The organism is Vibrio sp. 1727, from assembly GCF_033344415.1.
Lineage (GTDB): Bacteria > Pseudomonadota > Gammaproteobacteria > Enterobacterales > Vibrionaceae > Vibrio > Vibrio alginolyticus.
Map to the genome: position 1 here is coordinate 77955 of NZ_JAWPOT010000004.1, position 17489 is coordinate 95443.

16 protein-coding genes are annotated in these 17489 nt (G+C 43.8%); 4 read left to right on the top strand and 12 right to left on the bottom strand.

Translation table 11 applies throughout. From position 1 onward, the window contains the following. The first annotated feature begins 3 nt into the window (after window positions 1-3). Both R8O10_RS06470 and R8O10_RS06475 read left to right on the top strand, forming a co-directional pair. Window positions 4-714 (top strand): hypothetical protein, encoded by a 711-nt coding sequence (locus tag R8O10_RS06470; RefSeq protein ID WP_064376491.1) that lies wholly within the window; start codon window positions 4-6, stop codon window positions 712-714. A 152-nt stretch (window positions 715-866) separates the two neighbouring features. After that, window positions 867-1067, top strand: coding sequence for a DUF4250 domain-containing protein (locus R8O10_RS06475; protein WP_005376762.1), 201 nt, complete (start codon window positions 867-869; stop codon window positions 1065-1067). A gap of 21 nt (window positions 1068-1088) precedes the next feature. Here R8O10_RS06475 and metR read toward each other — a convergent pair whose 3' ends face one another. Beyond that, window positions 1089-2000, bottom strand: a complete 912-nt coding sequence (gene metR, locus R8O10_RS06480) for an HTH-type transcriptional regulator MetR (RefSeq protein WP_005386724.1) — start codon at window positions 1998-2000, stop codon at window positions 1089-1091. 278 nt (window positions 2001-2278) lie between these two features. Between metR and metE the strand changes: the two genes are divergently transcribed. Next, on the top strand, window positions 2279-4561 hold the full coding sequence (gene metE / locus R8O10_RS06485) for a 5-methyltetrahydropteroyltriglutamate--homocysteine S-methyltransferase (RefSeq protein WP_085569780.1): 2283 nt from the start codon (window positions 2279-2281) through the stop codon (window positions 4559-4561). Window positions 4562-4694: 133 nt separating this feature from the next. Here metE and R8O10_RS06490 read toward each other — a convergent pair whose 3' ends face one another. The 8 genes from R8O10_RS06490 to R8O10_RS06525 form a co-directional block, all read right to left on the bottom strand. Further along, a complete protein-coding gene (locus tag R8O10_RS06490) occupies window positions 4695-5087 on the bottom strand; it encodes a GspS/AspS pilotin family protein (protein WP_005386726.1) in 393 nt (130 codons plus the stop codon). Between the two features lie 3 nt (window positions 5088-5090). After that, a complete protein-coding gene (locus R8O10_RS06495) occupies window positions 5091-5387 on the bottom strand; it encodes a YciI family protein (RefSeq protein WP_005386727.1) in 297 nt (98 codons plus the stop codon). 115 nt (window positions 5388-5502) lie between these two features. Then, a complete protein-coding gene (gene yciA / locus R8O10_RS06500) occupies window positions 5503-5898 on the bottom strand; it encodes an acyl-CoA thioester hydrolase YciA (protein ID WP_005376768.1) in 396 nt (131 codons plus the stop codon). A gap of 225 nt (window positions 5899-6123) precedes the next feature. Beyond that, on the bottom strand, window positions 6124-6687 hold the full coding sequence (locus R8O10_RS06505; RefSeq protein WP_005376769.1) for a septation protein A: 564 nt from the start codon (window positions 6685-6687) through the stop codon (window positions 6124-6126). 199 nt (window positions 6688-6886) lie between these two features. Continuing rightward, the gene (locus R8O10_RS06510) at window positions 6887-7129 is read right to left on the bottom strand and encodes a hypothetical protein (protein ID WP_318191233.1); all 243 of its coding nucleotides are present in this window, start codon (window positions 7127-7129) and stop codon (window positions 6887-6889) included. A 111-nt stretch (window positions 7130-7240) separates the two neighbouring features. Continuing rightward, entirely contained in the window at window positions 7241-9781 is a 2541-nt protein-coding gene (locus tag R8O10_RS06515) for a hybrid sensor histidine kinase/response regulator (protein ID WP_318191234.1), read from the bottom strand. Further along, window positions 9774-10958: an acyl-homoserine-lactone synthase gene (locus R8O10_RS06520; protein WP_318191236.1), complete on the bottom strand. Its 1185-nt coding sequence runs from the start codon at window positions 10956-10958 to the stop codon at window positions 9774-9776. Before R8O10_RS06520 ends, R8O10_RS06515 begins: the two co-directional genes overlap by 8 nt. A 156-nt stretch (window positions 10959-11114) precedes the next feature. Then, complete coding sequence (locus tag R8O10_RS06525; protein WP_005376774.1) at window positions 11115-12374, bottom strand: dicarboxylate/amino acid:cation symporter; 1260 nt, start codon at window positions 12372-12374, stop codon at window positions 11115-11117. Window positions 12375-12917: 543 nt separating this feature from the next. Between R8O10_RS06525 and R8O10_RS06530 the strand changes: the two genes are divergently transcribed. Beyond that, complete coding sequence (locus tag R8O10_RS06530; protein WP_042522823.1) at window positions 12918-14459, top strand: long-chain-fatty-acid--CoA ligase; 1542 nt, start codon at window positions 12918-12920, stop codon at window positions 14457-14459. A gap of 126 nt (window positions 14460-14585) precedes the next feature. Here R8O10_RS06530 and R8O10_RS06535 read toward each other — a convergent pair whose 3' ends face one another. From R8O10_RS06535 to trpB, 3 genes are all read right to left on the bottom strand, one after another. Beyond that, on the bottom strand, window positions 14586-15281 hold the full coding sequence (locus R8O10_RS06535) for a Crp/Fnr family transcriptional regulator (RefSeq protein WP_005376777.1): 696 nt from the start codon (window positions 15279-15281) through the stop codon (window positions 14586-14588). Window positions 15282-15477: 196 nt separating this feature from the next. Next, entirely contained in the window at window positions 15478-16284 is an 807-nt protein-coding gene (trpA, locus tag R8O10_RS06540) for a tryptophan synthase subunit alpha (RefSeq protein WP_054577044.1), read from the bottom strand. Next, complete coding sequence (trpB, locus tag R8O10_RS06545; protein WP_005376781.1) at window positions 16284-17474, bottom strand: tryptophan synthase subunit beta; 1191 nt, start codon at window positions 17472-17474, stop codon at window positions 16284-16286. The genes trpA and trpB overlap by 1 nt, the downstream gene beginning before the upstream one ends. Window positions 17475-17489: the final 15 nt, after the last annotated feature.

Below are 17489 nucleotides of genomic sequence, written 5' to 3' on the forward strand. Positions count from 1 at the left end.
AAAATGACTTTTGAGCGTGCATTCAACATGATTCAACAATTGCTGGTTACTTTCCCTCCGATGCTATTTGGCGCACAAGCGCTACTGACTTTGCTTCTAATCAAGGGCGATATTTGTCCTGGTCAGCGAGGACGTCTTCATAAAATGTTGCCTGCAGTAGCTGTATTGTGGCTCGCTGTTGCGTCACTTCGCATTGAAGCATTTATGATCGTGTTTGCTATTTTCTACTTCTATTCTCAGGTTCAAACCAAGAAAACGCGTGAAAAAGGGCCACTATGGGCGATGTATTTAGCGAATGGTTTGGCCTTTGCGTATGTGAGTATTCAAGTATTTGAGCAATCAAGCTGGCCAGCATCGATAGCGATAGCGCTAATGATATTTTTCCTTGGGGCGTCATTTTCTCAATTGCTGCTTACGATAGCTCGCAGCAGATTACAGGCATTTCACCGTATTTTACCAGTTACGGGCATTGTGTCTGGAATGCTATTAGTCATCGCAACGTTGTTTGCTTCTTACCAGTTAAATGAAGCTGCACTGAACGCTGCAACACAGCCAATCTTGCTGTCTTTAGCTATGTTAATTTCTTCAATTATTGTGTGGTGTTGGCATATTTTTACGCATAAGAAACCAGAAAAGGTGCAACTGAGCGTTGCCTTGTTGCTAGCACTCGCGTCGATGACGAGCCTGCAAGGTTTATTCTCTCTCGCGGCTTAACCTCTATTCTAAAGACAAAGCTAGACGGCTTATATCCAAGTGCTTTCTTGGTGCTTGGGTATAAGGTGATCACGTTTTAGATCGCACTCACTTTAAATTCGCGTGATTACTACTACGCTTATTTATATACCTTGTCCAAGAGGAGAGTCGCGATGGATTTAAGCAATGTAGGTAATCTGGACAGCACTATTTTGCTAGGTATCGTCAACGAAAAGCTACGTTTAGAGTGCGACAGTTTTGACGAGTTAGTATCAGTGTATGAGATGGATGTAGAGTCTGTAGTCGGCAAGCTTGATATGCTCGGTTATCAGTACGATCCATTGACTAACCAATTTAAAGCATATCAACGCTAAGCCTTTCATAATCCAAATCTTTTAAGCCACCTTGATTCCGTCAAGGTGGCTTTTACATTGTAGCCTCGCGGTTGCGAAAAAAGCTTGTAAGTAACGCTTTTCTTTCTCTGAGTGACGCGTTGCAGCAAACAAGCGACGCCATAAGCCTTGGCCGAAAGGTTTACTGGTAATAAGACCTTGGCGAGAAAATTCAGAAATCGCCCAATTGGGTAGTGCCGCCACCCCTAATCCAGCAGAGACCATCTGAACTAACATGAGAGTGTTGTCGGCTTGCTTCCATTTCGCAGGTTCTATTCCTGCTGGCTGAAGAAAGTGTTTTACGACGTCTAGCCTTTGTTTTTGAACCGGATAAGAGAGCATGGTTTGATCTGCGAGATCTTGCGGCTCAATAATTTCTTTTTCCGCCAATGGGTGGTTGGTTGCGGTAATTAAACGCATTTCAAAGTCGAATAGAGGCTCGTAGTGGACTTCGGATCGAGGTTGGATATCGGAAGTAATAACGAGATCGAGTTCGCCTGCCAATAGAGCTGGGAGTGGTTCAAAGCCAAAACCAGAGGAAAAGTCCAATGTTACGCTAGGCCAAGCAAGTTGGTACTCCCTAAGTGCAGGCATTAGCCATTGGAAGCAAGAGTGACATTCAATGGCCATATGTAATCGGCCATTGACGTCTTCTTTCAAGCTCGCTAAATCATTTTCTGCTCTTGCGAGTTTCGGAAGGATATCTTCTGCAAGACGCAATAGGATTTCTCCCTCTGAAGTGAACTTCACCGGACGAGTCTTTCTCAGGAACAGTTGCCCTCCAATTCGCGCCTCCAAATCTTTGATCTGATGAGACAGTGCCGACTGAGTGAGATGTAAAGCGGTCGCTGTTGCCGTTAGAGAGCCAGTGTCTCGAAGCGAAGTGAGTGTCCGCAAATGTTTTAGCTCTATCATGAATTCCTTTCATCCTTTGTTGCTCGCTATGAACAGAATAGCAATCGTGTAAATAACTTAACGACAAAAAATGGATATGTAAACGTCTAGACGTCTATTTGTTGTGTTTATTTGCGAATCATGTCGCCTCATGATGAATTTTTTTAATAAACAAGTTGAATAAATGGACGTTGTTCAAACCGCAGATGAGAGCGATAGTTTAGCCATCCAGACATCTTTCATGACGAAAGATACTCTGACCCAAACAAATTAAACAAGATTGAAAAAGGAATAGGGACATGGCTACAACAACGCACGTACTAGGTTATCCACGCATCGGTGAAAAACGAGAATTAAAATTCGTTCAGGAAAAATACTGGCGCGGAGAAATTGATCAAGCAGAGCTTAAAAAGGTTGGAGCAGATCTGCGCGCTAAAAACTGGCAAACGCAAACAGATGCTGGCTTGAGTTTTACCACCGCTGGCGATTTTGCTTGGTACGATCATGTACTGACGACCACGTTGTTACTGGGTCACGTGCCAAAACGTCACGCAGACGGTTTCCCTGATTTGGATACGCTATTCAAAGTGGGTCGCGGTCAATCTCAAGCGGGTTGCGGCTGTGCGGGCGCTGCAGCATCGGATATGACTAAATGGTTCAACACAAACTACCACTACATCGTACCTGAATTTAGCAAGGACGATACATTTGAAGTGAGTTGGCCTCAACTGTTTGAAGAAGTCAACGAAGCAACCCAAGCTGGGCATAAAGTGAAGCCAGTTTTGCTTGGTCCAGTCAGTTATCTTTACTTAGGTAAAGAGGTAGAAGAAGGGTTCGATCGCCTGACGCTACTGCCACGATTGCTTACGGCTTACCAAGCTATTTTGGCAAAGCTCGCAAGTCAAGGTGTTGAGTGGGTTCAGATTGATGAGCCAATTTTGTCACTGGAGCTAGAAAGCAAATGGGCTGATGCGTTCAAGCTAGCGTACCAAGTGATTCGAAGCGATGTAAAAGTGCTGCTAACGACGTACTTTGACTCTATAAGCGATACGCTAGACAAAATTGTAAAGCTACCAGTGGATGGTTTACATATCGATTTATCTGCCGCGCCTCAGCAGCTTGACGACGTGGTTGCCAAACTACCGGAGGGGTGGGTGCTGTCTGCTGGCGTGGTCAACGGTCGTAACGTGTGGCGCTCGGATTTGAGTGCGCAACTTGAACGTCTACAGCCAGTAAAAGAAAAACTGGGCGACAACCTTTGGGTTGCGAGCTCATGCTCTTTGCTACATAGCCCGGTTGATCTGGAACAGGAAACAGAACTCAGTGAGGAAGTGAAAAGCTGGTTTGCGTTCGCAAAACAAAAAGTAACAGAAGTCGCCTTGCTTGGCCGCGCACTCGATGGTGATCAAGATGCGATTCTCGCTTGTGATACCTACAGCCAGCCAATCAAAGCACGTAAAACGGCAACGCATGTGAATAAGCCACAAGTTCAAGCACGTTTAAACAGTATTACTGCGTCACTTGCCGAGCGCAGCGCACCTTACGCGGAGCGTGCTGCGCATCAAGCTGAAGTATTGGGCTTGCCTTTGTTGCCAACAACGACAATCGGCTCTTTTCCTCAAACGGATGAAATCCGGGTGCAGCGCAGCGCTTATCGTACAGGTCAATTATCTGAGTCTGAATATATCCAAGCACTTAAAGGACATATTGCTGACGCAGTAAAACGTCAAGAGGCGCTCGACCTAGATGTGCTAGTTCATGGTGAAGCAGAGCGTAACGACATGGTGGAATACTTCGCTGAGAACTTGGCGGGTTTTCAAACGACCAAATTTGGTTGGGTACAGAGTTATGGTTCTCGCTGTGTGAAACCTGCCATTGTAGTTGCTGACATTGAACGTGAAAAACCGATCACAGTTGAATGGTCGACGTACGCACAATCGCTAACCAGCAAACAGATGAAAGGCATGTTGACTGGACCAGTAACGATTTTATGTTGGACGTTCCCACGTGAAGACATCACACGTCAAGAAATTGCGCAGCAACTTGCTTTGGCACTACGTGATGAGGTGTCTGACCTGCAAGATGCAGGCATCAATATCATTCAAATTGACGAGCCAGCCATTCGAGAAGGTTTACCACTCAAAAAACGCGATCACAAAGCGTACTTAGAATGGGCCGTAAATGCGTTTAAGGTCTCTGCGGCAAGTGCAAAACCAGAAACTCAGATTCACACTCATATGTGTTACAGCGAGTTCAATGAAATCATTGATTCGGTTGCGGCACTCGATGCGGACGTCATTACCATTGAAACATCTCGCTCAAATATGGAGCTGCTGAAAGCATTTGAAGAGTTCAATTACCCGAACGAAATTGGCCCTGGTGTTTATGACATTCACTCACCAAACATTCCTACGGAAGAATGGATTGAAGGTTTAATCAAGAAAGCGGCAGAAAAAATTCCGGCTCAACGTTTGTGGGTAAACCCAGATTGTGGTCTGAAAACACGAAACTGGAAGGAGACAGAAGCCGCATTGGCAAATCTGGTTTCAGCGGCGAAGAAGCTCCGTGCTGAGCTGGCGTAACACATCGTTGCAGCAAATAAAAACGGAGACTGTGGTCTCCGTTTTTCTATTCTTAATTGTTAACTTTCGTTTTCAGATTATCCAATAATAGCGAATCATCGTCTCATGCCGAAAGCAACAAAAATTACTGTAGCTACTTCACCTGAGTACAAGTCTGTGCGGAAACCAACTCATCTGCCATCAACTGACCGCGAGAATTACGTACCTTAATACGATACATCAAGCCCATATCAATTTGCTTGCGAACTTCTGGGTTGCTGCAGTAGGTATAGATACTGGTATTCAGTACTTGATTTAACGGCTTTGCACCGAGTGCGCCATCGTTATAAATCATCATCATCTCTACAACATTTTTGTTGGATGAGACACGCATTATTTGCAGTGGACCGTACTCTAAAGGGAGGCCCGCAGACAAGACTCCTGCTCGGTTTGATGCCATAAGCTCAAGTTGGCGCTGATTATCATCGGTTGATGAACAGCCAGCCAGAGCACCAAATACCAAGAAAAGACACAGTAATTTTTTCATAAATTAAAACACTTTTTTGAACGGTTTCACGATTACATGATCGTAAACACCAGCCGCTACATAAGGATCGGCTTCTGCCCACGCTTTAGCATCCTCTAGAGAAGCGAATTCAGCGATGACAGTTGAGCCCGTAAATCCAGCTTCACCAGGATTGTCAGAATCTATCGCAGGCATCGGACCAGCTGTAAGAAGGCGACCTTCGTCTTGTAGCTTTTGTAAGCGATCCAAGTGTTGTGGGCGAACGCTCATGCGTTTTTCCAACGAGTTCTCAACGTCCTGTGAAAAGATGACATACCACATAGCATAGTTCCTTAATTGGTAGGGTAAAGTGTTAATTTAACGCCTTTTTTGTGTCTCTCACAAGTGAACAACAGAAAATGTGAGATCCTTTCTAACTGTTAGCGTTGTAGGTTGACTAATTCTGAACCGGACGTGGTTTACCTTCACTGTCAATGGCTACGTAGTTGAAGGTCGCATCACAAACCATGAAGCGTTCGCCAACACCGTGAGCTTTGACGGGTTTGACCCATACTTCCAAATCGACACTCATGGATGTGCGGCCGATCTTAGTGCATTCGCCGTAGCAGCATACGACATCGCCCACACCAACAGGTTTTTTGAACGTAATGCTTGATACCGAAACGGTGACAACGCGACCACAAGAGATCTCTTTTGCCAGAATCGCGCCCGCTAAGTCGAGCTGAGACATTATCCAACCGCCAAAAATATCGCCATTGGCGTTTGTATCTGCAGGCATTGCAAGGGTACGAAGCAGCATTTGACCTTTCGGAGAGCTAATTTCTTGACTCATTGTGACATCCTAAATCTTAAAGGCGCTCAAACTAAGCGCCAACATAGTAAATACCTAGAACCAAAGGTCCTTAAAAAACCGCAGATACCGGACCAGAGAAAGTTGGTTTACAGCAGCAAGAATGGTCTGAAAACGGTACGTTGTTTGAGCGGTTTACTGATACATGGAGCAAAACAGCGACCCTAAGGTCGCTGTGAAGTCGCGGATTATAGCAAAACTGAGTTTTTAATCATCAGTGGACACATCGGATGAGTTATTTTTTTGTTCTTTTGGCATGTGTTTATAAATGTAAAAGCCAGTCGCAATCATGTAGGCAAATGTCGCGATCAACATTCCAAATACTTTGAAGTTAACCCAAACATCCAACGGCAATTCGTAAGCAATATAAATGTTTAAGCCAGCGAAGAATGAGAAGAAGCCAACCCAAGCCCAGTTAATCTTTGCCCAAACAGCGTCAGGTAACGTAATTTCCTTGCCTAGCATTCCTTTGATAGCTGATTTTCCCAATGCGTGGCTCACTGCTAAGCCAATCGCCAGAATCGCGTAAATGATGGTGACTTTCCACTTTATAAAATTGTCGTCGTGGAAGAAAAGGGTCATGCCGCCGAAGATAGTGACGATAACAAATGTTATTAGCTGCATCTTTTCGACTTTCTTATACAGCGCGTAGGTGACGACAAGTTGAATGGCTGTTGCTACGATCAGTGCACCTGTCGCTACGTAGATGTCGTACAGCTTGTATAAAGCGAAGAAAACGATGAGTGGTATAAAGTCTAGGATCTGCTTCATGATGGCAAAATCTACCTAATTATTGAATTGAAGACAGTCTAACGGAATCTGACAAGATGTGAATACTGAGGAAGTTAAGGTAAGAATAGTAACGCTTAGTATATCGTATAGACCGCAAGATTCTTCCATGTCGAAACAGCACATGGAAGGAATAAAAATTGCCGCGATGAGGCGGCAATAAAGTTGAGAGTTTTAAACCTTAAGCAACACGTTGATATTGGGAAATAAGCGTTTTTACATCTTCTAAATAGCCTTCCCGTAGTAAGTTATCGACCGTTGCTTCTAGCTCTTCGAGAGACATCGTGAAGCAAGTGGATTTACCAGTCATACGGCTCAGATATTGATGATACTCTTCTTCTGTATAGTGGCCTAAGCGATCAAGTAACAGTGTTTTGATTCCATGATGAATCAAGCCGTAGTATGTATGTCGATGAAGTAACATGGCGATCTCCTTATCAAGCTCATACGCTACTCATTTGCAGCCTGCTTGACCTTCTGGATAATTCGATTTACTCCAATAATGCACATCTAGTGCCAATTCTATATTTGCAAATTAAAAAGTGCTGGAAGGTGCAAAATTCTCGTTCTGTAACCATCTTTGGATGACGACTTGAAGTGCATTTAACGTGGTGGGCTTTTCGAGCCTGTCATCCATGAGTTTCGAAATTAGCTCCAACTCTCTAGCTCCAGACTCACCAGATAAGGCAATGATTGGAACGGAGGATGTGATTTGCTTAATCCGCTGGCTGGCGTCAAATCCATTCATTACCGGCATTTGGACATCCATAAGAACGAGATCAATCTTGTGAGAGTGGAATAGTTCTACCGCAGAGGCTCCATTATTTGCTTGTAAGCTGTTGACTCCCAATCTTTTTAAATACATCTGTACCAAGGTGCGTTGCACCTCTTTGTCATCAACAATGAGCACTGTTGGTGCATCTTTACATACTTGTACGTGTTGAGCTGAATGATTTTCAGAATGTGATGGAGTTGCTTTCCAGTTATCAAAGTCCGGTGCTCTCAATGTCTCTGGTTTTGGTGCGTTTGGTACGACTGGGAAATACAAGTAGAATTCTGTGAACTCGCTCAATTCAGACTGGCACTCTATTCGTCCTCCGAAGGAGCGCATAACACGTTGGCAATAGCCCAAACCTAAGCCACTGCCTCCGCTTTTTTGATACGAGAAAAAGTCATCAAATATCTTGTGTAAGATACTGCGATCTATACCTGGCCCACTATCTCGGAAGATCAGAATGTTTTCGTAAGCCCCCGTCTGGGTACGAATCTCAATTTGACTGTCGGGATAAGAATCAAAATAGTAGATAGCGTTACGAATCAAATTGAAAATGACAAAGTTAAACAGGGTCTCATTTAACTTCGCGACAAAATCGTGTGCCTGTGGCAGGTTAATTCTCTCAATTATTTGATCGTTTTCAAAACCATAACGGCTTACTGCTTGGTCGATGGCTTTATGTATGGAAGTGAGAGCTAAAGGCTCATGCTCTGGTGAGCTGTCGCTAACTTCTCGTAAAATAATATCGATAAGTTGTCGACCGCGTTGTATAGCGGCTTCACCTTTATCAATTTCTCTTTTTAGCATATCCAGTGAGGCGTTTGACTCTATATGCTGTTTTAAAGCTTCAAATTGTAATTGTACTTGAGCGAGAGGGTTACGCATTTCATGTGCAATGGAGTTAGCCAGCGCACGGCTTTGGCGTACCTTTCTATCGGCTTCAATGGTGCTCTGGATGCGAACTAATAACGTTTGCAGAGCTGAGATTTCTTCATTAGAAAACAGCTTATTATCTATTTTATGTGAAGAAATCAGCAAGTGAGTAACAGATTTTCCACGACCGAAGAGAGGCATAACGAGCGCAGTATTGCTTGAGCGCATACGCTCGTAGAGCTTTCTCATCGACCCTTTAGAAGAGGAGGCATAATCAATTTCTTCAGACAACTCATCAAGCACGAGAACTGACTTGCTTGACGGCAGGTACTCTTCGTAAAACGTTTCTGTGTAATTGCTAGTGACTAGCTGTAGCTTGTTGTTTGGTATGTTAAGTAACGATGCCAACTGACGCATAGCATCATCTATTGAGCGTTTAAACTCTTCCTCTAACCCAAGGATTTGCTGAACGGGAGTGTGTCGTTTCCCATAAATAAAATATGAAGCGAAACGACTGACTCGCTTAAAAAGCAAGTGCCAACTGATACCGATAAGCGCGCATAAAGGTACCGCAACAAGCCATTGGTTATCTTCAGAGATAGGAATAAATATCGCCCCTAGCGGCAGAACAAAAATGGCGCAGACTAAGAGCGCGCTTACCGTTAAGTACGTGAGATATTTAGCGCTGTAGAAGCGAGAGGTAAGTAGGGCATAGCCCACAAACAACATTTCGCTGATTGAAAGTGCTGGTGGTAACCAAGTTAGGGAGAAGTCGCCAAGGAAATACGTCATTCCAAGGTGTATCACTGCCGTAGATAACATGAATACCAAAATGCCAGCGATCATATAGTTGCTTTTTGCTAACGTGAGCTTGCTGCTGTTAGCGCGCATGGCAATCAAGTTAAGCAGCGTTAGTACCACGAAAGCTAGCAAACTAATGAAAAAATATGAGGTATGTGGGCCAAATTTAATGACGAACTGGCTTGGACCACTAATGGTGACATTTTCGACAGTAAGATTCGGTACTAAGTTGATGTACAGTGAATACGTTGCTAGTGCGACAAAGACGACTTTTTGCCAGGCTTTGACCGCTGTTTTTTTAACATCTGCGGTTAACTGGCAAGAAAAATAGAATGCAAACGCAAAGGCGAAAAAAGACGCTAAGTTCGCTAACTTAGCCATAAAAATGCCACCAACAGAGCCTAATTCTGGCAATAAATCGGTATGGAAATAGGCGTTGCTGCTTATCCAAACAATGATACAGCTGGAATAAGCGATGTAAGGCGCGTGATGCGAGCCTAAGATTGATTCACTCTTCTGTTTTAGGCGATAGCAGTAATACAGTAGCCAAGCGAATACTATTAGTACAGTCGCGTACAATGCCATTGCTTTTGGGTAAAAGAGACCGTGCAAATGAACATCAAGCATGCTCATTCACCTTTTTATCCATTCTTTTTGTTCGTACGCAATGTTTGTAGTCGCGAAATTGTATGTCTTGAAATGCTTCAACCATCATACCTAAATTCCAGAAACCGCGGTATGTCTTGGTACCGTCACCGTTAATGTCGCGGTATCCTGAGTGAAAGTAGGCACTTAAATCAATAGATTGATAGAAATTTAACATAAATACTTGCTCAATAATGGTAAAGCCGAGCTTATAGCCTGCTTTATAGAGCTCGCTCATCATAGTTTTTTGCGCCAGATACAAAAAATACAGCTTTTGTTGAATGTTGCCTCCCACCGTAAGACGCAGTACTTCGCAAACCGCTTCACTGTTCTTTACACGAGATTGAAACTGAGCATCAAACTCAATAAGAGTGTGCTCATGAGTTAGAGCACGACACTCCAAAATACCCAGTTGATTGAGAACACTGTACCCATGATTAGGAAAGCAAAACTGCCATTGTTCGTTACTAAACTGTGGTGAGTAACTGAGCCAGTTATTTCGTTGATGCCAGCTTTGCACTAAAGCAGAGGAGACCATGATTGGTGAAGATGACGATTTGAGCAAGAGGGCAAAGTGCTGCCCTTTTTGCGAGAGTGATAAAAGAGGCAAGATTTCAAACCATTGTTCAGTTTGGACGAAAAGCTCAAGATTACTCAGTGTGATCGCTTCGGAAATCGGCATTAACGCTGCATGATTTGGCAGCATTACCTCAAGATCGCAATCTGCGATATCTTCAATTAACACGCTAGTATAGCTGTGGTCGTCAAACGGAAGCGGAGTAGGAATCGCAGCTTCGTTTGAAGGATATTTTTGCTTGATTGCTTCGATCTCGCATTGACACCAGAAAACCATCCAATGCGGGTAACAATCTGCGGCAAGTTGTTCAAGTAAACGAATCTCTTTGGAGAAACCTGTCGGATACTGTTGCACTAAATCTCGATAATCCATTAACTCAAATAGTGCAGAAAGACTTTTTGATGCGTGTTTAGGAAAGAGAGATTTAAGCAGTTTTATTCGATACAGAGCAACCTGTTGAAAAAGAGCATCTCGTTTTTGTTTCGTTAGGGCAAGAATAACTGAGTCAACCAGGGCCTGCTGCTTTGATTCGATCGGCAAATTTATTTTGGTGAGATATTCCAAAGATTGCTCAAGACTCATGATATAACCTAGCTCTAACGTTTTGTTATATTTTGTAATGGTTTATATCATTTTGAAAAATTTATGCCATCGGTTTCTATTTGTATAGTTACGTAATGCAAGAAAAGACAAAAAAACCGCTCATTATGAGCGGTTTTTGGTCTATTCAAGAAAGGGTTAGGCTTCTTGCTTTTTAAGCTCAGCTTCTGCCGTTTCTTCTTCAATTAGCGCATCAACGATAACTGCACATGCAGCATCACCTGTGATGTTCAGTGCTGTACGAATCATATCGAAAATACGGTCAAGAGCGAATAGCAGCGGTAGACCTTCAATTGGAATGCCAGCGGCAAGAAGCACGGCAACCACTAGGAAAGAAGGGCCAGGAACACCCGCTTGACCAACCGCACCCAATGTAGACGTTACGATAATTGCAATGTAAGCGCCCATGCCTAGATCGATATTGAACAGTTGAGCAAAGAAGATAGCAACCAAGCCATAGTAAATCGCATTACCTGACATGTTGATCGTTGCGCCTAGAGGCAGAACAAATGATGCAGTTGAATTTTTTACGCCCAGCTCTTTTTCACAGGTGTCCATTGTAACAGGCAGTGTTGCCATAGAAGACGCTGTTGAAAGCGCAACTGCTTGCGGTTTCTTCATTGAAGACAGGAATTTCTTCGCAGATGTCTTCGTGAAAACATGCACCATTGCTGGGTAAACAACGAAACCGAAGATTAGGATGGCGGCAACGTAAACAACGAACAGTTTAAACACCACCATTAGCGCACCAAAACCGAACGTACCGACGGCTTCTGCCATCAGACCAAATACACCGATAGGTGCAATGATCATTACTTTGTTGATCATCCAAACCATTGCGTCAACGATGCAGTTAACACCATTGATGATTGGTTCACGACGCTCTTTTGCTTGCTTAGAAATCGCAATACCAAAGAACATACAGAAAACGAGGATCTGTAGGATGTTTGCTTCATTTAGTGATTGGAAAACGTTGGTTGGGATCATACCAGTGATGGTTGCCCAGAAAGTAGGTAGTTCACCTTTTGAAGCGTATTCTGCTGAGAACATGCCTTCAACGCCAGAGACGTCGATACCCATGCCTGGTTGGAATACTTCACCCATAAATAGTGCAAGCGCAACGGCTAGGGCGGATGTTAAACCAAAATAACCTAGAGTGACGATGCCAACTTTACCTGCTGACTGGCTGTTCCCAAGACCAGCGGCGCCAGAAATCAAGGCTACAGCGACCAAAGGAATAACCAACATTTTGATTAAGTTGATAAAGATAGCACCTAAAGGAGCGAACACTGTCGCATCATGACCCATCATGGCACCAACGGCTGTGCCCACGATCATGGCGATTACGACTTGTACGCCAATGTTGTTTAGCAAACTCTTTTCTTTTAACACTTCCATAACCTCTGTGCTAATAAAATGTAAAATCCTAAAATTACCCACTAACCATAAATGGATTTACGGATAATTATCTCGCCTTGCTTTTTACACTTATCGTTTACAATTGGCAATATGCAGCAAGGTATTATTGATGGATTAATCGATATTTTATTGACGAACGATAAAGTTTTGTTCAATAGCAAACGTTTGCTATTGATTTTTCTTATAAGGGTCGCGCTTAGGATTGTTCAAGTTTATTTTTCTTTATTTGTTTTCTTTTTGTTAATTTTAACCGCTTTTGTATTTGCTATTGCAGTCAGAGTTTTTAGTGACTTGGGTTGATATCTATAACAATTCATCTCTTTCAAGCTCACACTTTTATTAATTTGCCTTCTGAAATGTTAATTGCTTTACATTCTTGGCTCTAATTGCGTTGTAAACATAATGTTAAATTGTAATGACTGGTGAGACTCAAATGCTGACGATCCAGTGTTAGAGATAACTTGCTTAGTTAATGCTCCTGAGCTGATTAGACGAGAAAGACAAGTAAGAGGTGAAGAGACTATGATGAATCTTGCTGCTGCGTTACAAAGAAATGCTGCGAGTAAACCAGATAAAACGGCGTTGATATGTGGCACTGAAAAGATAAATTATGCGCAGTTTGATGCGATCGCCGGCAAGATCGCAGCGTCTTTAATCAATAAAGGCGTAAAGCCAGGTGACCGCGTTGCGATTTCATGCCCAAACATTCCTTTTTTCGCGTTTGTTTATTATGCAATACAAAAAGCTGGCGCGGTTGCAGTCCCATTAAATGTGCTTTTGAAAGCGCGAGAAATTAAGTATCACTTAGAAGATTCAAAAGCGAAGTTTTATTTCTGCTTTGAAGGGACGAAAGAACTGCCAATGGCAAAAGAGGGTGTCAAAGCCTTTGAACAAGTCGATACATGCGAAGGCATAGTCGTATTGACTCAATCTCAAGATGAAAGCTATTGGAATGGTGTAATAACTCTCAATGCGTTTATAGCCGATGTCCAACCGTTGCCGGATTATATACCGCGTAATGCGGATGATACATGTGTGATTTTGTATACATCAGGGACGACAGGCTTACCAAAAGGCGCTGAACTGACTCAGCAGAACATCATAATGAACGCTCTGGTGGCACAAAACATTATGGGCAGCCAGGCCGATGATATTCACTTAGTAACTTTGCCTTTATTTCATACATTTGGTCAAACCGTCCACTTAAATGCTAGTGTTTTGGGCGGGGCAACATTGGTGTTAGTGCCTAGGTTTGAGCCTAAACATGTTCTTGAGCTGGTGGAAAAACATAGGGTGACGATATTTGCTGGTGTGCCAACGATGTACATCGGTCTGCTTCATGTGCAGCATCAATTTGATACCTCGTCATTGCGTGTTGCAGTAAGCGGTGGTGCGCCATTACCAACCGAAATCTTTCGAACCTTTGAAGAAACATTTAATGTGCCGATCTTAGAAGGATACGGGTTGTCGGAGACAAGTCCTATTGCATGTTTTAATCATTTAGATCAGGAGCGAATACCAGGCTCGGTAGGTCAACCGGTTCAAGGCGTCGAAGTAAAAGTTATCGACATTGAAGGCAATGCACTACCGATAGGCGAAGAAGGTGAGATTGTTGTGCGTGGTCATAATGTTATGAAGGGATATCTTGACCGCCCAGAAGTTACTGAATCTGCGCTACAAAATGGTTGGTTCCATACTGGTGATGTGGGCCGCTTTGACAGTTCAGGTAATTTATTTATTGTCGATAGAATGAAAGATCTGATCATTCGAGGTGGATTTAATGTTTATCCCAGAGAAATTGAAGAAGTTTTCATGACTCATCCTGCCGTTTCAATGGTCGCGGTGATAGGGATTCCAAATGAAGAGTATGGCGAAGAGATAAAAGCCTACGTTGTACTTAAACCAAAAGAATACATTGACGCCGATTCATTACAAAAGTGGGGTAAAGAGCAATTAGCCTCGTTTAAATATCCTCGTTATGTCGAAATTCGTGAACACCTCCCGATGAGTGCGACAGGAAAGATTTTGAAACGTGAGTTGAAATCTGAATTGAATATAGCTTAGTCAATTCAATGGTTTTTGTGTCACAGCGCCACTTGCCTAAGTGCAAATGGTGTTGTGCTCTTGACCAATTAGATGCATAAGGTTTTTAGCTATCGTTAGACAATACTTACCGTTTGTTGAATGGATCTATTGCTCGAGTTCTTTAAAGTATTCTTCTAAGCGTTTCGGATTGGTAATGGTTACTGAGCCATAGTTTAGCTCTAGCATCCCAATACTTTCTAATCGTTTTAGTATCTTGTGTACGCTCTGACGAGTTAGCCCCATCATGTTAGCGATATGTTCTCTTGTTACCCTGACAACGCATGGTCGAGTATCGATCGCTTGATTAAGTTGGTATTCAGCAAGTAGCAGCAACCTTTTGGCGACTCGTTCTTCAATTCCTCTAATCGCGTCATCTTCGATAACAGAAATAGCAGACCACAAGCGGCGGCTAAGTAAGTCGAGTATAGTGGGGTAACTTTGAGGGTATTTGGCGAGTAATTGGCGAAATTTATCTCCAGGAAGCTCCATTACAGTCACGTCCGAATGCGCGGTCGCACCAAAAATACGAGGCATGCCGGGAGAAAAAACATTGTCTCCAAACCAGCCACCAGCTTCGAAAATCATCAGTGTGACTTCTTTGCCTTTTGAACTAATTGAGTTCACTCTCACTGCACCTTGAGCTATGACCATAAGAGAAGATTGAAGCGCACCTTTATTGCAAATCAGTGCTTTTTCGTCGAAGCAGCGAACCTTAGTCATTTGCGCTGCTTCACTAAGCCCTTTATCTGGCAGCCCTGATAGTACAGGACATTTGGCTAGCAGTGTTTTGACTTCTTCCATGTAGCAACCTTACTGCACATTGCTTTATTGAGTTAGTTAAGTTACCCAAGCTTAACACTCTTTGAGTGCTCTGCTTGAGATAGATTTGGAAAGTGCGGGCGTTGAACAAAAAATGACGTGGTATAAACGCGATAGTAAGAAAACGCCCACTAAACATAATGTTAAGCGGGCGTTGTTATGTCATATCAAACTGAAATTATTTTTGAGTGGCAGCTTTCATTGCAGAAACGAATTCACCTAGCTTGTCGAGCATAATTTGTGGCTGATCAACGTTCGCTTCAATGATTTTGACCACGGCTGAACCAGAAATTGCACCAGCGGCGCCAGATTCTAGTGCTTGTTTCACCTGTGCAGGCTCTGAGATGCCAAAACCAAGTAGCGCTGGTGGCGCATCAAATTGGTTCAGTCTATCGAGCATATGACCTACAGGCATGTTTGCTTTGGTTTCTGCGCCAGTAACACCTGCACGAGAGAGTAGGTAAGTGTAGCCGCCACCTAACTCTGATACTTGCTTCAGTGTTTCATCACTTGCCGTTGGTGGTGCGATGAAGATTGGGTGAATACCAAACTTCTCTGCAGCCGCAACGAACTCAGTACTTTCATTAGTTGGTACGTCTGCAATCAAAACAGAATCGATGCCTGCTTTTGCACAACGCTCATAGAAGTTTTCGATACCACGAGAGTAAACAAGGTTCGCGTACATCAGAAGGCCAATAGGTAGCTCTGGGTACTTAGCTCGGATCTTACCAATTTGCTCAAAGCAGATATCTGGTGTTGCACCTGACTCTAACGCGCGAATGTTAGCGCCTTGGATGGTTGGGCCATCGGCTAGTGGATCTGAGAATGGAATACCAAGTTCAAGGGCATCTGCGCCAGACTCAACCAGTGTTTCCATGATTTTGTAAGATTGCTCTGCGTTTGGATCGCAAACCGTTACGAACGGTACAAATGCGCCTTGGCTCTTTTCGTTTAGGCGCGCAAACATCTTCTCATAACGGCTCATTAGATTGCTCCTTTTTCTTCTAGGATGGCATGTACAGTGAAGATATCTTTATCACCACGACCTGATAGGTTAACAACCAACAATTGCTCTTTTTCTGGATTCTCACGTGCCATACGTAGTGCGTGTGCCACGGCGTGAGAAGATTCAAGAGCAGGGATGATGCCTTCATGGCGTGCAATCTCTTGGAATGCTTCTAGTGCTTCATCGTCTGTCACGTTGTCGTATTCAGCACGGCCAATTGCGTTTAGGTGTGCGTGTTGTGGGCCAACTGAAGGGAAATCAAGGCCAGCAGATACCGAGTAAGACTCTTCTACTTGACCGTTTGGATCTTGCATCAATGGCGCTTTCATACCGAAGAAGATGCCTGTTTTACCATGCTTAAGTGGTGCACCGTGCTGGTCAGTATCGATACCTTTACCTGCTGGCTCAACACCAATTAGGCGAACACTTTCTTCTTCGATGAAGTCAGCAAACATACCAATCGCGTTTGAGCCACCGCCCACACATGCGATAACCGCATCAGGAAGACGACCTTCACGTGCCAAAATCTGATTCTTCGTTTCTTCACCGATCATGCGTTGGAAGTCACGCACGATCGTTGGGAATGGGTGAGGACCTGCCGCTGTACCTAGTAGGTAGTGCGCGTCTTCATAAGTTGCAGACCAGTCGCGTAGCGCTTCGTTACATGCGTCTTTAAGCGTTGCTGAACCCGAGTGGACAGGAATAACTTCTGCGCCCATTAGCTTCATACGGAATACGTTCGGGCTTTGACGCTCAACGTCTTTTGCACCCATGTAAACGCGACACTTAAGGCCAAGCAGCGCACACGCTAGTGCAGTTGCTACACCGTGTTGGCCTGCGCCTGTTTCTGCGATGATTTCGTTTTTACCCATGCGTTTTGCAAGTAGCGCTTGACCTAACACTTGGTTGGTCTTGTGCGCGCCACCGTGAAGTAGGTCTTCACGTTTTAGGTACAGTTTGGTTTTCGTACCTTTGGTTAGGTTACGAGTTAGAGTTAAAGCCGTTGGGCGGCCCGCATACTCTTGAAGAAGCGTCATGAATTCGCTGCGGAATTCTGGATCTTCTTGCGCGTCGATAAACGCTTGCTCTAGTTGCTCCAGTGCTGGAACTAGAATTTGCGGAACGTACTGACCGCCGTATTCGCCAAAGTAGGCATTCAGTTTTGCCATCGTTATATTCCTTCT